Raw genomic sequence first — 18,322 nt, 5'->3', positions numbered from 1 at the left:
GGGGCCGACCTTTCCCGGCCCGCCCATCACGCCGAGATCGGCAATAACCTGATCCCCTACAACGTGGTCGGCCACCGTCACACATTCGAGGCCGAGCAGGAGTTGGGGGCTTTGACCAAGAAAAAGGTCAGCATCCACTTCACGCCGGTCTATGCGCCGATCGTCCGGGGAATCCTGGACCTTTGCCATGTCTTCCCGACCCGCAAGGTCACCCGCGCCAAGCTCATGGACCTTTACAAGACCTTTTATAAGGATGCCTACTTCGTGCGCCCCTACGACCTGCCCAAGGAGGAAGGCGCTTCCTGGCAATACAAGCCCTATCCTTGGGTGAACAGCACCTCGGGGACGAATTTCAGTTTCATCGGCCTGGACGTGGACGAGAGCCGTGGCCGAATCGTTGTTTTCAGCGTGCTGGATTCCATCGGGAAAGGCGGGGCCCACGTGGGTGTCCAGAACATGAACCTGATGTTCGGCCTGGACGAGACCACCGGCTTGACCCGTCGCGGCCTCCACCCGGTCTGAGCCTAGGCATCACCCCAGTCGATCTTCCCCACATCGGCGAAAAGGAAGCCATCCTTTTCGATGATGGGGACCGGATATAGGCTGGCCCCCCCGCAAGGCCCGCTCTCGCAGCGGCCGGTTTGGGGATGGTAAATCGCCCCATGGTTCTTACAAACCAGCCATTCCCCGTCCGGTGAAAAGAACTCGTTATCGTCGAAATCAAGTCCTACCGTCCAGTGCCGGCAAAGGTTCAGGTAGGCGAGGATTTTCCCGTTCTTGCGGAAAACAAACGCTTCCGTCTCACGATCGGGACGTTGGATGATGAACTTGACGGTCCTTCCCTCTTTTAAGCCCGAGGCCTCAACGATCTTCAGTGGTTTCGGGGTCCCCATCCTTACTCCTCACCGTCCCCGACGGCCCGGACCCTCCCCAGGACGAGAAGAAAGGCCGTCACGACCAGGCAAGTCCAAGGCAACCAGTCCCCATGCCTGGAATAAAAGGTCCCGGCGCCCTTCAGGACCAGGACATCCGAGATGAAGGTCCTGACCTCATCAAGCCGGGTCGATCCAAGGACCTTCCCGAATGGATCCGTGGCCAAACAGATACCCGCGTTCGAACAACGCAGGAGCGGTTTGTGCTGTTCGGCGGATCGGACCACCGCCATGGCCGCATGCTGGTAGGCGGACGCCGTCCTCCCGTACCAAGCATCATTGCTGATGTTGACCAGCGAATCCGCGCCGGTCCGTATGGCCGCCGAGACATCCTCGGGAAAGATCACCTCGTAGCAGATCAAAGGGGTGTAGGTGAACCCCTTCGCCCGGAACAGCTCATAGCGGGCCCCGCGGTCAAAGTTCCCAAGGTCACCGATCACCGGCCCTAAAAAACGGATATATTTCTGGAAAGGGACGAATTCCCCAAAAGGCACCAAATGCCGCTTATGGTAAGCGCCCGAGGGGCGTCCGTCGGGGTCGAAGGCCATGGCGGCGTTATAGCTAAGGGTCTTCGGGTCCCGGGCACCCCGGGCCGCATCCAAGCATCCCACCAAATGGTATGTCCTCGATCCTTTAATGATCCGCTCCACACGCCGTAAAGCATCCGGACTCCAGCTCAGGAAATCGGGGGCGGCCGTTTCCGGCCACAGGACCAGGTCCGGGACTGGATCGCCAAGGCCTTTCACCAACTTCCCGAACCTCTGAAGGGTCGCCGTTTCGTTGGCTTTGCTCCATTTTTCCGCCTGGGGAATACTGGCCTGGAGCATGGCGACCGTACCCTTTTTCTCGAACGCGGAACGGTCGATCTCCAGGCTCCCGTAAACCCAGACCATGCCCAGGACGAAAAAAGGCATCAAGGATCGGGACCATCGGCCCTCCCGTCCTTGAAGGACCGCCGACAAACCTTCTGCGGCCATTGCGTTGAACCACACCATGAGGAAGGTCAAGCCATGAACCCCGAACCAGGCGGTGAAGGTGAGGATGGAAGGATAAGGGGCCTGGCTATAGCCCAATTCACCCCATGAAAACCCACCCCAGGGGTGTGTCCCTCTGAGGTATTCCAAACCCACCCAAAGGACCGGCGGCACCCAGGGTCCCAACGATACCCGCTTCAAGAGCGAGAAAAGGAACCCAAAAACGAGGGGGTAGAGGCTCAAATAGAGCACCAGGGCGAACCAACCCAACCAGCTCAGCCCTTTGGCCGCTTCGATCTGTCCGACCCAGTAAAGAATGCCGCCGAATTGAGCGAACCCGAAAACCCAGCCCAGGAAAGCACCCTGACGGACGGGAACGCCTTCCAACGCCCAAAAGAACGGAACGAGGGCGATCCATCCGAGGAAAGCCGTTTTGGGCAGGAGGGTCAGTTCAAGGTAGTTGGGGAAGGAGAGAATGACGAGCGCCGCACTGGCCAGGCACAGGAAGATGCGCTTGGTAGTTCCCGGAGGAAAGGACATGACGCATTATAACCGCCGCACGGGGAAAGAGCCGGTTTTACTTGGAGGACTTGCGGGGTTTCCCGGTCGATTCGCGGATGATCAGTTCCACATCGAAGCCGCGGTGCAGGTATTCGATCGGCTTCTTGTTGAGATAAGCGTGGGCCAAGGCCACCGAAGCCTTCCCCATTTCAAGCAGGGGTTGGTGGAGGGTCGTCAAGGAAGGATCGGCCAAACGGGCCACATAGGTATCATCGAACCCAATGATCGAAACATCCTCCGGGACCGATTTCCCGCGGTGACGGACAGCCTTGATGACACCGATCGCCATGGTATCGGAGACACAACAGATCGCGGTGACGTCCGGGTTGTTCTCCATCAATTCCTTCGCCACCTGGTAACCGGCATCCATCGTAAAAGCGTCCGGTTTTACATGGGAATAGCCGACGTAATGCTCCTGGAAAGGAATGTTATTATCACGCAACGCGTCCCGGTATCCGGCCAGGCGGTCCTGGCAGATCTTCAAGTGCTCGGGGCCGTTCACGAACCCGATCTTCTTGTGACCCAGGGAGATCAAGTAGTTCACCGCCTTGTAGATCCCTTTCCGGTCCTCCGCGTGAAGGGTCGGTATCTTTTCCAAAAGATGGTTGGGGCCCTCGATGGAAACCGGCTGCAGGATGATGAGTGGCAATTCCTCTTTTTGGAACCTCTCCAGCACCGCATCCTCCATGGGCACCGAAAGGGCGATAACGGCGTCGATCCGTCGTTCCCCCAGGATCCGGTCATAGAAGTCGTTGAAATCCTCCAGGCTGCCGTTGCAGTTGTAGATCTTGAGGTCCACATTGGCGTGGCGGCATTCCATCTCGATCCCCCGGATGATCTCGTTGTAATAGGGAGAATCGAACATGGTCCCGAAGATGCCGATGGTGTTCGTCCGGGACATCACCAGGCTGCGGGCGGCGACATTGGGGTAGTAATTGAACTTCTTGATGGCCGCCATGACCTTTTCCCGCGTGTCGGCGGAGATCCTGGGGTTCTGGTTGATCACCATGGAAACCGTGGTGTGGGAGACCCCGCAATATTTCGCGATCTGTTTAAGGGTCGCCCTCGTCTTGCTTCCATTGATCATAACGATTTCCTGTTCTAACAAAAAATGAGCGGTTGTACCGCTCTAGTTCTTCTTCCCCGTGGTACCGGGGACCTTTTGCGCTGCCGGAGCCGAACTGGAAACCGGTTGGGCCGCCGCCGGGGCCTTTTCCCCGTTCGGCGCAGCCGCCGGAGCGGCCTGTTGTTGGTTCTGTTTCTCGATGATATCCGCGACCGAGCTTTGGCCCTTTTGGGCGGCGGGGAACCTGACCATGAGGATGCAAAGGACCATGAAGATCGAAGCGACAATGATCGTGGTCTTGGTCCAAAAGGTCTTCCCACTGGTCCCCAAAAGGCTTTGACCGGTCCCCGAAAAGAGACCACCCGAGGTCTTGGGTTGCTGGATCAGGACGACCCCGATCAGCACGATGGCATTCAGGACGAAAAGAATATTGATGGCGAGGCTCATGATTCTCCTTCAGGCTTTGAAACCGTTTTTATTTTAATTGAAAGCAACCGGCCTTATCCAACGAAAACTTTGAAACCTGCCGACCGACCATCAAAACCGGACGATCGCTTCGAAGGAATCCACCTTCAGGCTCGCGCCGCCCACCAAAGCGCCATCGATATCTGGCTTTCCCATCAATTGTTTGATGTTCTCCGGCTTCACGCTTCCACCGTATTGGATGCGCATCCCCTCCGCACCCTCGGGGCCGAATTTCCCGGTCAGCCATTTCCGGATAAAAGCATGGACCTCTTGGGCCTGCTCCGGGGTCGCGGTCTTCCCGGTCCCGATGGCCCAAACGGGCTCATAAGCGATGACAATGGAGGGGAGGTCTCCCAATCCGATCCCGGTGAAGCACCCGGTCAGTTGGGTCTCGATCACCTTCTCCGTACGGCCCCCTTCCCGCTCGGCCAGGGTCTCGCCGACACAAACGATGGCCCGCAACCCGGTCTTGAGGACGTTCTTCAACTTAGCGTTGATCCTGGAATCGGTATCGTTGTCATATTGGCGCCTCTCCGAATGGCCCAGGATGACGTATTTCACGCCTTCCGCCTTTAACATGGCGGGGCTCACGTTGCCGGTAAAGGCCCCCTCGTGCTCCCAATGGGCATCCTGGCACCCCACCTGGATATTGGAGAATCGCAAGGCGTCCAAGACCGGGCACAGCGCCAAGAAGGTCGGGCAGACCAGGACCTCCCGGTCCTTCACATCCTTCAATTTTTCCTTGAGTGCCGCGACGAAATCGACGGATTCCTTGACGTTCTTGTACATCTTCCAATTACCGGCAATGATCGGCGTACGTGGCATGGTTCGATCCTTTTCTGGTCGGTCACTTCTTGTCGGTCAAGGCGACGATCCCCGGCAACTCCTTCCCTTCCATGAACTCCAGGGAAGCCCCGCCCCCCGTGGAGATGTGGGACATCTTGGCGGCCAAGCCTGCTTGGGTCACCGCCGCCACCGAATCGCCCCCTCCCACGATGGTCGTTGCGCCCCTCTCGGAAGCCTCCGCCATCAGCTTGGCGATCGCGTAGGTCCCCTTGGCGAAGGGCTCCATCTCAAAGACCCCGACGGGACCGTTCCAAAAGATGGTCTTGGCGCCACGGATGAAGTGGGCATATTTCTCCACGGTCGCGGGTCCGATGTCCATTCCCTCCCATTCGGGCAGGATCCCACCTCGGGGAACGACCTTGACGTTCGCTTTCGCGTCGAACTTGTCGGCGATGACATGGTCGATCGGAAGAAGGATAGGCACGTCCGTATCAATGGACTGGATCATCAGCTGCTTGGTGAGGTCCATCTTGTCGTTTTCGCAAAGGGACTTCCCGATCTCGAACTTCCGGGCCTTCAGGAAGGTATAGGACATCCCGCCGCCGATGATCAGGACATCCACGATCTTCATCAGGCTCTGGATGACATCGATCTTGGTGGAGACCTTCGAACCGCCCACAATGGCAACAAAGGGTGTTGCCGGGTTCGACAGGGCCCCGCCCAGGTACTGGATCTCCTTCATCATGAGGAACCCTGCGGCCGCTTGGGGGACCCGATGGGCCACCCCTTCGGTGGAGGCGTGGGCACGGTGGGCCGTGCCGAAAGCGTCGTTGACATAAATGTCGGCCAGGGCCGCCAGTTTTTTGGCGAAGTCCGGATCGTTCTTCTCTTCTTCCTTGTAGAAGCGGACGTTCTCCAAGAGGGCCACTTCCCCGTTCTTGAGGGCCCCCAGTTCCTTTTCGACATCGGGCCCCACGCAATCCTTCAGGGCCCGCACGGGCTTCTTCAACAATTCGCTTAGCCGGTCCGCCACGGGTTTCAACCGGAGCTTTTCATCGACCCCCTTGGGCCTCCCCAAATGGGAACAAAGGATCACCTTGGCGCCCTTATCCGAAAGGAACTGGATCGTCTTCAGGGATTCCCGGATCCGGGTATCGTCCGTGATCTTGAGGTGCTCATCCAGGGGAACGTTGAAGTCCACGCGGACCAAGACCCGTTTTCCGGAAGGGTTCAGATCCTCGACGGTCAGTTTGTTGTAGGCCATTCCCTTCTCCTTTGACGGGGCTAAAAAAGACAAGGGCGGCCTTAAGCCGCCCTTGTTCGAACCGCGATCTTCGTCCGGCTTCCGGTCAGCCCTTGGAAGCCATGTACTCGATGAGGTCCACCACACGGTTGGAATATCCCCATTCGTTGTCGTACCAGGACAGGACCTTCACCATGTTCCCGATGGCATAGGTCGAAAGGGAGTCCACGATGGAGGAGTGGGGGTTCCCCTTGAAGTCCGCGGACACCAGGGGTTCGTCGGTGACATCCAGGTACTTGTCCAGCTTGGCGCTCTTGGCCGCCTCCCGGAGGGCACCGTTCACCTCGTCCTTGGTCGCGGGCTTGGCCAATTCGGCCACCAGATCCACCACCGAGACAACGGGGGTGGGGACACGGATGGACAGGCCGTCCAACTTGCCCTTGAGTTCCGGCAATACCAACCCGATGGCCTTGGCGGCACCGGTCGTGGTCGGGATCATATTGAGGCTGGCGGCCCGGGCACGGCGCAGGTCCTTGTGGGGGAAATCCAGGGTGACCTGGTCGTTGGTGAAGCTATGGATGGTGGTCATCATGCCCTTCACGATGCCGAACTTGTCGTGCAACACCTTGGCGAAGGGGGCCAGGCAGTTGGTCGTGCAAGAGGCGTTGGAGACCACATGGTGGTTCTTGGGATCGTATTTGTCCTCATTGACGCCCAGGACGATGGTCAGGTCCTCTCCGGTCGCAGGGGCCGAAATGATGACCTTCTTCACGGTTTCCTTCAAATGAGCGACGGCCTTGGCCTTGTCGGTGAAATGGCCCGTGGATTCCACGACGAACTCGGCTCCAACGCTCCCCCAAGGGATCTGGGCCGGATCGCGCTGGGCGAAGACCTTGATCTCCTTGCCGTTGACGATCACGGAATTCTCGCCCGCCTTGACATCGGCATGAAGGTTGCCCAGCACCGAATCGTATTTCAAAAGGTGGGCCAGGGTCTTGGCGTCCGTCAGGTCGTTCACGGCAACGATATCGATGTTCTTGTTCCCCATTGCGGCGCGGTAAACATTGCGCCCGATGCGGCCAAATCCGTTGATGCCGACCTTGATTGCCATGCTTTTTCCTCCAAAAAGGGGGTTTTAAAGAGCGGTTAAACTAGCACAGGGGTCTAGGGGGGTCAAGGGCGCTTTGGCCCGGAGGGGATCACGGTAAAAGATCCTTCGGTGTCCTTCCCCAAACGACCGCGCCGGTCCAGGAAGTTCCTGAACGTTTGAGGACTTTGGCGCATTCTTCCAAGGTCGCGCCGGTGGTCAACACGTCGTCCACCAACATCACCCTTTCCAAAAGCGGTGATCCCGTCGTGAGGGAGAAGGCCCCCTTGGGATTGGCCAGTCGCTCCGTTTGCCCCAGGGACATTTGAGGAGGAGTCGAGCGGACCTTGCCCAAGGTCCTCTGGACCGGCAAACCCCAAAGGGATCCAAGGGCAAGGGCCAATGCCAGGACCGGGTTGTAGCCCTTTTCCCGTTCCTTGACCTGGCTCATGGGAACGGGCACCAAGGCATCGACTCCAGGCCGGGGGATCGTTTCAACCATCTTCAGGGCCATGGTCTTCGCCAGGTTCTCCAACCCCTCGAATTTGAAGACATGATGAGCGACCCTGAGGGCCCCCCGATAGGGCCCCAAGGACCTCACCCCATCCAAGGAGCAAAGGCCGTCGGTACAATCCGTGCAAAAGATGTCCACAGCCCCTTCAAATGCGCCGGAAGGCAAGGAAGCACCGCACTTGGAACAAAAGGGGCCCACATAGGGGCGGATCGAGTCCCAGCAGTTTTGGCACAGGACATTCGAAAGACCTTGCCGGAAGGGATCCCCGCAATTTTGACAACACTTGGGGAAAAGCAGATCGACCCCGGACCTCCAAAGGGTTTCGAGGTACCGGACGGGGACGGTCGGCCCCACTATTTGATGACCGCCACTTTACTGAATTCCTGGTGACCGGGCGATTCGGTCGTGATCAGGTAAACGCCCGAAGCCACCAAGGCCCCGAACCGGTTGTGGGCATCCCAACTGGCCCAATAGATCCCCGGTGAATAGTCGGCGTCGACCAGCTGCGTGATATAGGTCCCGCCCAAGTTATAGACCTTGATGGTCACATGGCCTTGGTTCGACACCACGAAACGGATGTTCACGACCTGTTCGTTGGAGGCCCCGAAGGGACGGATGGCGTTCCGGTCCAGCGCGGTATTCGGCGTGATCGAATGGGCGACCACAGGATCGTAGGACGTCGTATGGACCCATCCCTCGGTCACCGCCTGGGCCAGTGGGACCGGCAGGTCAGGGGGCGCATCGAAGGCCTGGACCAGGTAGGTATTGGTGCTGCCGTTCACCAGGGGTACCTCGTCAAAATAGGTGACCGTGGACGCCGGGACCCCGTTCACCAGGGTCACGGGAAGGGTCGCCAACACTTGATAGACCCCTCCCCCATCGGTCGAGCGGGAAAGGGTATAGCCACCCAAGGGATACATGGATGCAGGGTCGTAGTTGGGCGCTTGATCGGCTCCTTTCCAGCTCAGGCTGTTCCCGATCAGCGTTTGGAGGTTCGTGGTGTTCTGGGAAAGGCTCACCGACCGGTCGTTCACGACTGGCGGTTTGGCCGGCAAAGCCAGGGCCGTGGCGCAAGAGGTCGAAGTGTTGCCCCCCGCATCCACGGAATAAAGGCGATAGACGTAAAATTCCTTGTCCGCCACATCACTGTCCACGTAATTGGTCCCGGTCAGTCCCGAGCGGACCGTTTGGAAATCGCCGTCCGGCGCCGTCCCCAGCTTCTTTTGGAGGGTATAGGTGATGGTGTTGACCCCCTGATAGTTCCAGCGCAGTTGGACCAACCGGTCCCCGGAGACGGCCGTGAGGATGGAGACCGGTTGAAGGGCTGCGAATTGGGTCACCACATTGGAGAATCCGCCGAGGATGCCGTTGGTCGAACTGCCTGCCACCTTATAAAGGTAGGTCGAACCGTTCGTCACCGTATCGACATAACCGGTATTGGTCAGGGGTTCCACCAGCGGCGCCAATACATTGAATTGCGGGGTCGGGCTTGGCAAGGCACGATAGATGCTGTAACCGCTCACAGGGCTTCCCGGCGGTGGCGTCAAAACGGTCCAGACCAAAAAATTCTTATCGGCCAAAGGTGTCACGGCCAACACCGGCGGATCGACGGCCAAGGCGGTCCCTGGGGCGCTGGGAACACCGGCCCCTGAAGCATTCTGGCCGTTCATTTGATAAACATAAGCCGCCCCCGGCGTGACGTCCGGATCGACGAAGGTCTGTCCGCCCCCCACCACGGTAGCAATGAAGGTCGGGGTGGTGGTCGGATAGACCGACCGGTAGATATCCCAGGATGTGACAGGCGCATCCCCCGCCGGAGCATCCCAATCCAGGGTCATCCCGGCGGAACCGCCATTGGCCGAAAAGACAGGTTTTGCCGGCCAAAGGGTCACGGCCAAGGCGGCCGAAATGGAAGGTTCCGAACCAAATCCCGATCCATTATTGGCCACGACCTGGTATCGGTTGATGAAACCCGGTATTGGATCGGGATCCTCGAAGTAGGAATTCGGCGACGGAACATTACCGATCAGGGACGGGGTCCCGGTCACCGTAACTTGACGGTAAATATCGTAACCATGGACACCACCTCCATAAGTGAGGCCCGAGATCCAAACAGCCGGAGTGGGGTCCGGGGTCACGGTCGGGGGTGGGGTCCATTCGATGGTCGGGGTCATCGCAGGAGGAACCAGGACCGAAATGGGTTGGGAAAGGTTCCCGGACCCCGATGGGTTCAAGGCGGCCACTTGATAGACCGAAAGATCACCGGCCGATTCGGAAAAGACCAGGGAAAGGGGGGGGCTCGGGGTAACGGTCATCGTCGGGGTGCCATTGCGATAGACCACATAGGACAGGACATTCTCTCCGGCCGGGTTCGGGGACCATCCGAGACCGGTTTGGGCGACCATGGATTGGACCGTGACCCCGGAAGGAGGATTAGGCCAGACCTGAACATTCGCATATGGGTCAGGCGTGAGGTCTGGAAGGAGAGGACTTTCCGCCCCATTTGGTCCCGATGCCACGACCCGGTAATAATAGGTCACACCGGCCGTCGCCACCGGGGGCACATCCTCATATCCCGGAACGGGATAGGGCACCGTTGCGACCGATGTAAAACCTGAAGTCGAAGCCAAGGATCGATAGATCCGGTAACCCGTGATGCCAGGAGTCACGCTGGGCGGAGGCAAGGAATTCCAGGTCAGGGAAACGGCCTGGGTGCCCACCGGCACGACGGCCGAGACCGTATAGTTCCCCACCGGTAGGCCCGCCAGGGTCGCCGGGGCCGATGTCGAGATGGCGTTCTGCGCCACAACGAAGAAAACGTTCGGCACCCAGGGACTAGGCGTGGGCGCGAAGGTCGGCGTGGAGGATGGGTTCGTCAGGATCGCCACCGGCGTGACCGAGGATCCCGGCGCCCAATCGTTCCCGTAGATCCGGTAAGCCGTCACTGCATCCGCCCCCGGGTTGAGGAGCCAGGAATATCGAATGGACTGGTCCGACCCCGCGAAAGGCAGGACGGACGGGGCCACGGGAGGGTTCACCGACCCACCCAGGGTCACCGCGTTGGAAGCCGTCAAGAGATCGGAAAGGTTGCCTTGGGGATCCACCAGACCCAACTGATAGACCACCGTGCTCCCTTGGGAGAAATTGGAAACCACATCCGACGTTGAATTCTGGCCATAGGGCACCGTAGCGACCAGTACGGGCGTCGCCGTCGGGCTCACGGTCCCGGTCGGTGTCTGGGTCAAGACCACCGTTCGAACGCTCCGATAAAGGGCATAGTGGTCGGGAGTCCCATAAAAACCAGGGTTCCCGCTGTTCCAGGTCAGGTCGAAGGCATTGTTCCCGGAAGAGGCCTGGGCCACTTGAAGATTGGTCGGTGGCGTCGGGGCCAGTTGGAAATAGGGCGGAGAGGGGATCCCGATGGATCCCCCTTGGCCTCCCCCATCCACGGGCTGGACCCAGTACCCGGTGTGGTCCTGCAACGAACTATCCACGACCGGGGTCAGGGTCCAGGAGGCCGAGGGACTGAAGGCCACTGTCGCGAATGCCGTGGGGGTGGGTGTTTGGGTCGCCCCCGGCGTCGGATTGACCGTCGGCGGCCCCCAAGGTCCTTTATAGATCCGGTACCCCGCCACGCCCAGGTTGCCCGCCAAGGCCGGTGCCCATGAAACGGTCACTGCCGTACCTGATAGGCTCGGGGTCACCGTGACGCTTCCCCCTGTGGCCGGGATCAAGTATTGGGTCACCGGATCGGAACTGGTGGTTCCATTGGGATTGACCGCTTGGACGCCATAGACCACCCCGAACTTGGATTCTTGGACCGTATTGTCCAAATAGGTCACCGTCGGGGTCCCAGGGGCATAAACGACCGTGGCGATGGGCGTCCCATCGCGCACCACCTGATAAGCGCTCACCTGCTCCGAGGCAAGGGAGCCGTTCCAAAGGATGTTCATCCCGAAAGGTGACAATGAAATGGACGCGTTGACGGTCACCGGGCCCGGTAATCCCATCGATACCGGGACGCCCGGATCCGTGGAGAAGGGCGGGAAGGCGCTGCGGTTCCCGGCCACGTCGAAGGCCATCACGTAATAGTAATAGGCGATCGCCGCCGAAGGGTCGGCCCCCGCATCCCCGAAGGAATTGGCACTGGTGGTCCCGATCGGGGTCGCGATGACGGTCATGGTGGCCATTGGGATGGCCGTAACCGTCCTTGTTCCTGTCGGGGTCGGCGTCTGGGTCGTCAAACCAAAGCGGAAGACTTGGTAATAAGAGACCGGGAAACTGGCATCCGGGACCTTCCAGGCCAGATCCAGGGCACGGTTATGGATGTTCTTGACCGTGACCGGATAGATCGCGCTGGGCACGGAATAAGGATAGGCCAGGACCGTGGCCGGCGACCCTTCCCCATTTCCGTCCACTCCTGCCACTTGATAGAGGTAGACCCTCCCATTGGTGACTTGGGAATCGGTCAAGACAGGGGTTCCCGGACTTGGAATGGCGCTCATCAGGACCGTTCCCACCGCCACCGGGGTTGCGGTCGGGAACGGAGTGCCCGTTGGCGTTTGGGTATCCTGGAGTTGGCGGTAGACCACATACCCGGTGACAGCGGGGGTGGCGGCCGAGTCCGGGGCCCAGTCGAGGTCCACCCGTCCAGCGACGGGCGTACCGCTGGTCAAGGCCGAAGGGGTCGGTGGCGCGGCATGGAGCCACCCGGCCCCGTAGGAGACCAAAAAGAAAGCGAAAACGCCGAGAGTACGGAAGCCGTGATCATTCATGGGTCAGAAACGTGCCTCCGCGGAGATGGTCCCCTGCCATAAGGAATAGTCCTTCGTGTGGTCAGGGGTGCTGTTCGACAGTTGATAGGTCGTATCGTAGAAATACTCGTTCACCAAGCCAATGCCCACCCTCAGATTCTTGAGGGCATTGTAGTTGAGGTCGATCGTCCCCCGGTAACGCTGGGTCTGCCTTTGGTTGTAGACATAGGCCGATTGGTTGTTCACGAAATCCATGAGCAAGGTGGCCCTGAATTCGATGGCGTCCTGCAATTTGAGCTTCCAGTGGGTGAAGGGCACGTGGATCTCCAGGTTCGGGGCGAATTTCTGGGTATATTCGATGGAGCCCTGGTCCTCCAATTGGGTCGTCAGGGTGTTCGTGGTGGAGAGCCCGAATTGGGTCCCCGTCGTCCTTTGGAACCGGATGTTCCCTTGGGCCTTTTGGTCGATGTCGTAGGGCAGCGTCAAACCATAGGTTTCGCTTTGGGTCTGGTTCGAGATGTTCGCCGAGGTGACCTTGTCCGGCGGCAGCGAACTGTCGTATTGGGTGCTGTCCGAATGGGTGTATTGCAGCTGGGCCGAATCCAGGCTGAACTCGATGTAAGGGATGGTGGCGATCTTCCGGTTATAGACCGTGGTCAGTCCATAGGTATCCCCCACTTGCTTGACCGGATTGGTGCCTTGGGCCAGGAGGCTCAATTGATCGGTCCAAGTGCCCGTGGGCCGGAAATCCCAGACATCGAAAAGCCGGAAGCTCCCATTCAATTGATGGGCGACGGAGCGGGTCCCGTTCAAGGCGATGTCGAATGCGGGCGTGGTCAGCCACTGCTCCTCGAAGGTCAGCGTTCTTTGCCGGTTGAAGGCCGGGATCGAGGCCGTTCCGCTCTCGGTCCGTCCCGCGAAAATGGTCAGGTTCATTTTCTGGAAGGGATCCCACCAAGTCCCCGGGGTCAGGTTCAATGAGTAATTCAGGTTGTTGGCGTTGTTGAACCGCCGGCCGTCGGAGAAGGACACGTAATCGTATTGGTTGCTGCCCGAATAGTCCACGGACGGGATGGCGCCGGGAATGCCCCGATAGACCAGCCCGGCCTTGGGCTGGTAGCGTTCCTGGAAGTTCGTGAATTGAGGGACGGCCGACGCCAAGGACACGGGCACACCCGGGGCATTGGTGTTGCCCACCGCATCGGTCAAGGAATAGGTGAACCCCGGCGTGAAGACCAGGTTCTTCACCAGCTCCGTGGTATTGGTCCAGCCATAGGTCTGGGTCCGCGTGTGCCGTTCATAGGGGGCGTAAATGGGGTTGTCGAAGGTTTGGGTATCCTTGGTGATCGAATAGGATCCCGTGAACTGGTTGGCGCCCCAGGGGATGAAAAAGAGGTCGGGCGGGGCATCGTAGGTCGCATTGGCCGTCCCGATCAATTGCCCCTTGTGGACATTGCCTAGCACCCCCGGTTGGGACAGGTAATAGGGCTGGTAGATGTCGTCCTCCAGATTGGAACTTCCCGACAACCGGAAGGTCGTGATCCTTCCCCAGCCAGGCCCCAGGTCCTTACTGTAGGACAGGCTTCCCGTCGCCGTATCGATCCTCGAATTGGGCAGGGTCAGGAAATATGGGTTGTTCGCCAAGGCCTCCTCGGTGAAAAGGTCCTGCCGGGTGACGGAGAACTGCTGGACGATGGGTTGGGAAAAGACCGAGACCCCGCTGGAGGCGTAGTCCATCCCGACCTGACGCGAATGCTGGAAGTGGGTCGTGGTCTGGTCGATCTGGGTGAACCCCGAATCCACTTCACGATAGCGGGCGTTCACCGTGGCGAAATTATCCCCCAGGGTCAGGGCGGCATTGGCCCTTCGGGCGACGCCGGCACGGACATTGGCGCGGACCCCGCGCAGGTTGTTGATCCACAGGGTCCCGATGTTCGAATTGGGCCCGTTGGGGGAGATGACCCCGAAACTGATCTGGGTAATGCGGTTCAAGAAGGGATTCCCCACCTGTTTCCGGTTCCCTTGGGAGCCGTCCAAGGGAAATCCGACCGACCCCCAGGAGTAAAGGCTCGACTTGCTCGCCTCGTTCAATTGAACGTTGTATTGGAAGTAGTTCTGTTGATCGTTCCCCAAACGGACGAAAAGCACCTCTCCCGGCTGATAGGACCGGATCTGAAGATCGAAATGGAGTTCCTCGAAATCGGTCAGGTCCAGGCCTTGGCTATAGGTCCGGCTGGCGTAATAAATGGGCAGTCCCGAAAGGTCCCCTGGGGGCTCCATATCGGTGGAAGAAAGGTTATAGGTCAGTTTCAAGGCCTTCTCCTTGAATTCGATCGCGCTCGAATCCTGTCCCGCTTGGATGTTCACGAACCGCAAAGTTGGGACGTAGCTCTTGTCCTGGTCCTGGCTGATGGAAGTGACGTCGAATTTCGAGGTGTTCACCGTGACCCCTTGGTTCACATTGGCCGTCGGATCGACCTGGAGCTGCCAGAGATTGTGGGCGAATCCCAGGTTTTCCACGTAAACATCCCCGCTGGCCGGCGAAGCCGTGGCGCCCGCCATCCAAAAACGGATGGCCCGGATGATGCTCGGGTTCGGTAAGCCGACCGTATTGAAGAAATAATTGAAATCCGCCGTGGATTGCATTCCCGGTGCCGCGGAGTAGTTGATCGGGATCTTGATCTGTTTCCAGCCCGACCAATTGGCCTGGATACCATACTCATAATAATTGTCGCTCGATTCGAGGACGTTGTCCGCGTTCATGTCTTGCGTAACGTAATTGGTCCCCGTCCCAATGCTGACCCCTTCTTGGGTCGTGGTTTCTCCCGGCTGTGTGATGACCGTCACGGCTGGATTCGAGTAATAAAAGGATGGGATGCCAAATGTGACTGAGGCCGTCTTGGAAGTCCCCAGATTTGGATCGGCATTCGGCACGCTGGTCAAATTCCCGTTTGTATTCTCGCTGACGATCCCGAAATCGATCATGATCCACTTGGGGTTCCCATCGTTATAGACCCAGGCCTGGAGGAAAGCGGCGTTTGAAAGATCCGTTCCGTTCACCGAAAGGACCTGGCGAAGCCCACCCCAACGTTGGTTGGTCAAGCCTGAATAGGGGAATTGGAGGACCGAAACGAAGTCATTTGGGTTGTTGGTGGTGGCATAGACGTGGCCCCCATAACCCGGCACATCACCGAAACTTTGGCCCGAATTGTCCTTTTGGCCGATCGTCTGGAAGATCACCGAATGGGAATTCGGGGCCCCGTTGTTGTAAAAGCGGATCCGGTTGTTCGAGGCATTCGATCCGGCACCGTATTGGACGCTCCCCAAAAAACCGACCGCTTGGGGCGGTGACGAAACAAGCCACGAGGTCGAGTTGGTGGAGGCGTTGGTGGCATTGTCAATCCCTTCCATGTTGTCGATCAACGCCACCCCTTGTTCCCCTTCAGCGTTGTAGGTATCCGGATTGAAATAGCTCTGAGCCACCTCGGCCGAGAGCTTCAAGGAAAAGGGCGGCTTCCAATTTTCGAGCCCGGGGATGATCCCGAAGATGCTTTGTAGTTCGTCCGGGGTCATGTCGTAGCGGGCATCCGCATCGAACAGTGAAAGTGAATTCGGAGTCGAACCGATCTGCGGAACGTCCTGCGGTTGTTGGGCATCGCTTTCCAAAAAGGTGGACCCCAAGAAGAAGTGGTCCGTCAGGTCATATTCGGCCCGGGCCCCGATGATGTTGTTCTGGTTGAAGGCCCCGAAGGGCGAATATTCATAACTGACCACCACTTGGCTGTCAGGCCGCAGGATGCTCTTATCCGGGAAGTCCAGGAACCCGGAGGTGTAGTCGAAGAAATAATCCACGTCCCGGCGGAGACGTCGGCCGTCGAGGTAAACGGATTCGCTCCCCCGGATGATGTTAAAGCGCCCTAATTGGAAGAAATTCAATTGGGTCTTGTAGCGAATATGCAGCGAATAGAGGCTCGTCGGGGGGACGGTTTGGCTGTAGACATCGGACGGGTTCGCCGCCGAATTGGCCCCTCCGAAAAGGTCCAGGTTGGCGAAGGGCCGTTCCGGCCACAGGAACGAGGAAGGGGCGCTTGGAGCGAGGGCGGTGATGAAATTGGCGTTCAGGACGGTCAAGACGTTCAGGTCCAGGTCCACGTTGTAGACCCAGGGATTGGCCGCGCCGACCTGGGAAACCCCCTGGCCCGTTTGCAGGATGTTATTACTTCCCTGGGAGATGACCTGGAAAAGGAAATCCGGATCCTGGTCCGGCGGAACGATCTTATCCCGGCCCAGGTCGTAATAATTCGGGAGATAAAGTGGGCTCATGGCGATGGCATTGGGCGATGAGATCCCGGTCCCGTTATTGTTGTCCTTGATCATGTGGGCCGCATTGGAGATATTCCCATCGTCCGGCACCTTCAATCCCGATGTGAAATCCAATGTCTGTGATGCTCCCGAACCCGTCAAAGCGATCACCTGACCTGTCCGGGACGTATAACCCACCGCGATCTGGGCGGAAAAAGAAAGGGCGCGGGTGAAGGTGATGACCCCCGTGTTGTAATCGATGGTGTAGTCACGGCCCGGGAGCCAGTGCTCATAGGCATTGTTTGGACCCCCAAAGTTGGGCCCGATCGGATTGATCGTACCGATCCCGCTATTCACCCAGATCTGCTCACTGTTGGGGGCCGGCAAGGCACCGTTGACCGTTTGACCGGTGGTCGGATCGACGTAAGCGGTGTAGGCGCGCGTGATGAGGAAGTAGCGGAGCGGGATATAGGTGATGTCCGGGATGACCTTGTCCACCTGAAGGGAGTTCCCTTTGAACACCTTCGTCTCGGCGATGCCCTTCGTCTGGGCGAAAAAACCCGTAAAACGGAATTGGTCGAACTTCAGTTTGGTCTGGAGCCCGAACAGCTGTTTGCTGAAACCGGCGAATTCGGTATTGGGAAGCAGCAACTGCAAGTCGCCGAAGGCCACTTCCTGGACCGGGCTGTCTTCGTCCCCATGGTATTTGATCGAGATATCCTGTTTGCTTGTATCCACGCCCCCGGCCCGGTTGACGTCGCTGTAGTCCACGTTCACGTCGACGTTCTTTCCAACCTTACCTTGGAGCTGAACCACCAATTCCTGGTTGATCAGGGTGGTATCCACCTCATTGGGGATGCCGTTGACGACGTCCCGGTTGAAATGTTGGAAAGAGAACTGGGCGTCGATCTTCTTGTAACCCTGGATGGACAATTGGGTATCGGCCGGAAGTTGAAGATTGACGAGGTTCCGTTCCGGGATGGTCAGGGTCTTCTCCTCCTCCCCCTCCTCGGCCCCCAAGGTCACCGGAGCGGAGGTTCCCGCGGCGAAGGCCAGTCCCGCGGCCGATGCGTTCACTTCGTCCGACATGGGGCCCTGGCGTCCCAGGGCATCCGTGGCGGCCACCACATAGAAATAATCGTTGCCGTTCTTGGGGGGCGTGGGACTTTCCGTTTCCCCGTCCAGGAAAGAATTCAAAAGGACCGGCGATGGGTTCAGGGCCTTGTAACCGAAACCCGGGAGGAGGGATCGATAGACGGTATAGAAGGAAACGGGGGAAGAAGCGGACGCCTTGTCCCATGTCAGATGGACGCCATCCGGTAGCACTTCGACCTTAAGTCCCGTAGGCGCCAGGGGTGGCCGGGCGGGAAGAACGGCCGGGCGGCCGTTGCCTTGGGCCTCCGAGGTCGTGGACGCGTTGGGAACGGCCGTAGGCGTCTTGGAGGTCCCTACGACCGCATCGAGGATCCGGATCTCTTCATCGGGACTCACGGTCAGGTCGGGCGTCGGGGTCGGCTCGGCCCCAAGCCGTGAAAAGAAGGAGAGGACAAGCATCCAGGAAAGGAACGCCAAAAAGGGTTTAAGGGTGGATAGGTGTCGTTTCATGGTTCTCTCGAATGGCCATCGGAAGGCCCCGGT

The 18,322-nt window shown here is 58.8% G+C and carries 11 protein-coding genes; 1 reads left to right on the top strand and 10 read right to left on the bottom strand.

The window, feature by feature from the left end:
* Positions 1–522, top strand: a 522-nt coding sequence (locus tag VHE12_14655) for an Asd/ArgC dimerization domain-containing protein (protein ID HVZ82025.1), incomplete at its 5' end; no start/stop codon positions are given.
* Between the two features lie 2 nt (positions 523–524).
* Here VHE12_14655 and VHE12_14650 read toward each other — a convergent pair.
* The 10 genes from VHE12_14650 to VHE12_14605 all read right to left on the bottom strand — a co-directional run bounded on the left by VHE12_14650 (position 525) and on the right by VHE12_14605 (position 18,289).
* Complete coding sequence (locus VHE12_14650; protein HVZ82024.1) at positions 525–893, bottom strand: Rieske 2Fe-2S domain-containing protein; 369 nt, start codon at positions 891–893, stop codon at positions 525–527.
* 2 nt (positions 894–895) lie between these two features.
* On the bottom strand, positions 896–2,446 hold the full coding sequence (gene lnt / locus VHE12_14645; protein ID HVZ82023.1) for an apolipoprotein N-acyltransferase: 1,551 nt from the start codon (positions 2,444–2,446) through the stop codon (positions 896–898).
* A 37-nt stretch (positions 2,447–2,483) separates the two neighbouring features.
* Complete coding sequence (locus VHE12_14640; GenBank protein ID HVZ82022.1) at positions 2,484–3,554, bottom strand: LacI family DNA-binding transcriptional regulator; 1,071 nt, start codon at positions 3,552–3,554, stop codon at positions 2,484–2,486.
* Positions 3,555–3,596: 42 nt separating this feature from the next.
* Positions 3,597–3,980, bottom strand: coding sequence for a preprotein translocase subunit SecG (gene secG / locus VHE12_14635; GenBank protein ID HVZ82021.1), 384 nt, complete (start codon positions 3,978–3,980; stop codon positions 3,597–3,599).
* 90 nt (positions 3,981–4,070) lie between these two features.
* A complete protein-coding gene (gene tpiA / locus VHE12_14630) occupies positions 4,071–4,823 on the bottom strand; it encodes a triose-phosphate isomerase (protein HVZ82020.1) in 753 nt (250 codons plus the stop codon).
* Between the two features lie 22 nt (positions 4,824–4,845).
* Complete coding sequence (locus VHE12_14625) at positions 4,846–6,048, bottom strand: phosphoglycerate kinase (protein HVZ82019.1); 1,203 nt, start codon at positions 6,046–6,048, stop codon at positions 4,846–4,848.
* Between the two features lie 85 nt (positions 6,049–6,133).
* Positions 6,134–7,138 (bottom strand): type I glyceraldehyde-3-phosphate dehydrogenase, encoded by a 1,005-nt coding sequence (gene gap / locus VHE12_14620; protein ID HVZ82018.1) that lies wholly within the window; start codon positions 7,136–7,138, stop codon positions 6,134–6,136.
* A gap of 88 nt (positions 7,139–7,226) precedes the next feature.
* The gene (locus VHE12_14615; GenBank protein ID HVZ82017.1) at positions 7,227–7,982 is read right to left on the bottom strand and encodes a ComF family protein; all 756 of its coding nucleotides are present in this window, start codon (positions 7,980–7,982) and stop codon (positions 7,227–7,229) included.
* Positions 7,982–12,403, bottom strand: coding sequence for a hypothetical protein (locus VHE12_14610; GenBank protein ID HVZ82016.1), 4,422 nt, complete (start codon positions 12,401–12,403; stop codon positions 7,982–7,984). The genes VHE12_14615 and VHE12_14610 overlap by 1 nt, the downstream gene beginning before the upstream one ends.
* 3 nt (positions 12,404–12,406) lie before the next feature.
* The gene (locus tag VHE12_14605; protein ID HVZ82015.1) at positions 12,407–18,289 is read right to left on the bottom strand and encodes a hypothetical protein; all 5,883 of its coding nucleotides are present in this window, start codon (positions 18,287–18,289) and stop codon (positions 12,407–12,409) included.
* Between the last annotated feature and the right edge of the window lie 33 nt (positions 18,290–18,322).

This window comes from bacterium, assembly GCA_035549195.1.
Classification (GTDB): Bacteria; Oederibacteriota; Muellerivitia; order Muellerivitales; family Muellerivitaceae; genus DASZRK01.
Note: the sequence above shows the minus strand (reverse complement) of the source record. Positions and strands in the feature narration are given on the sequence as shown.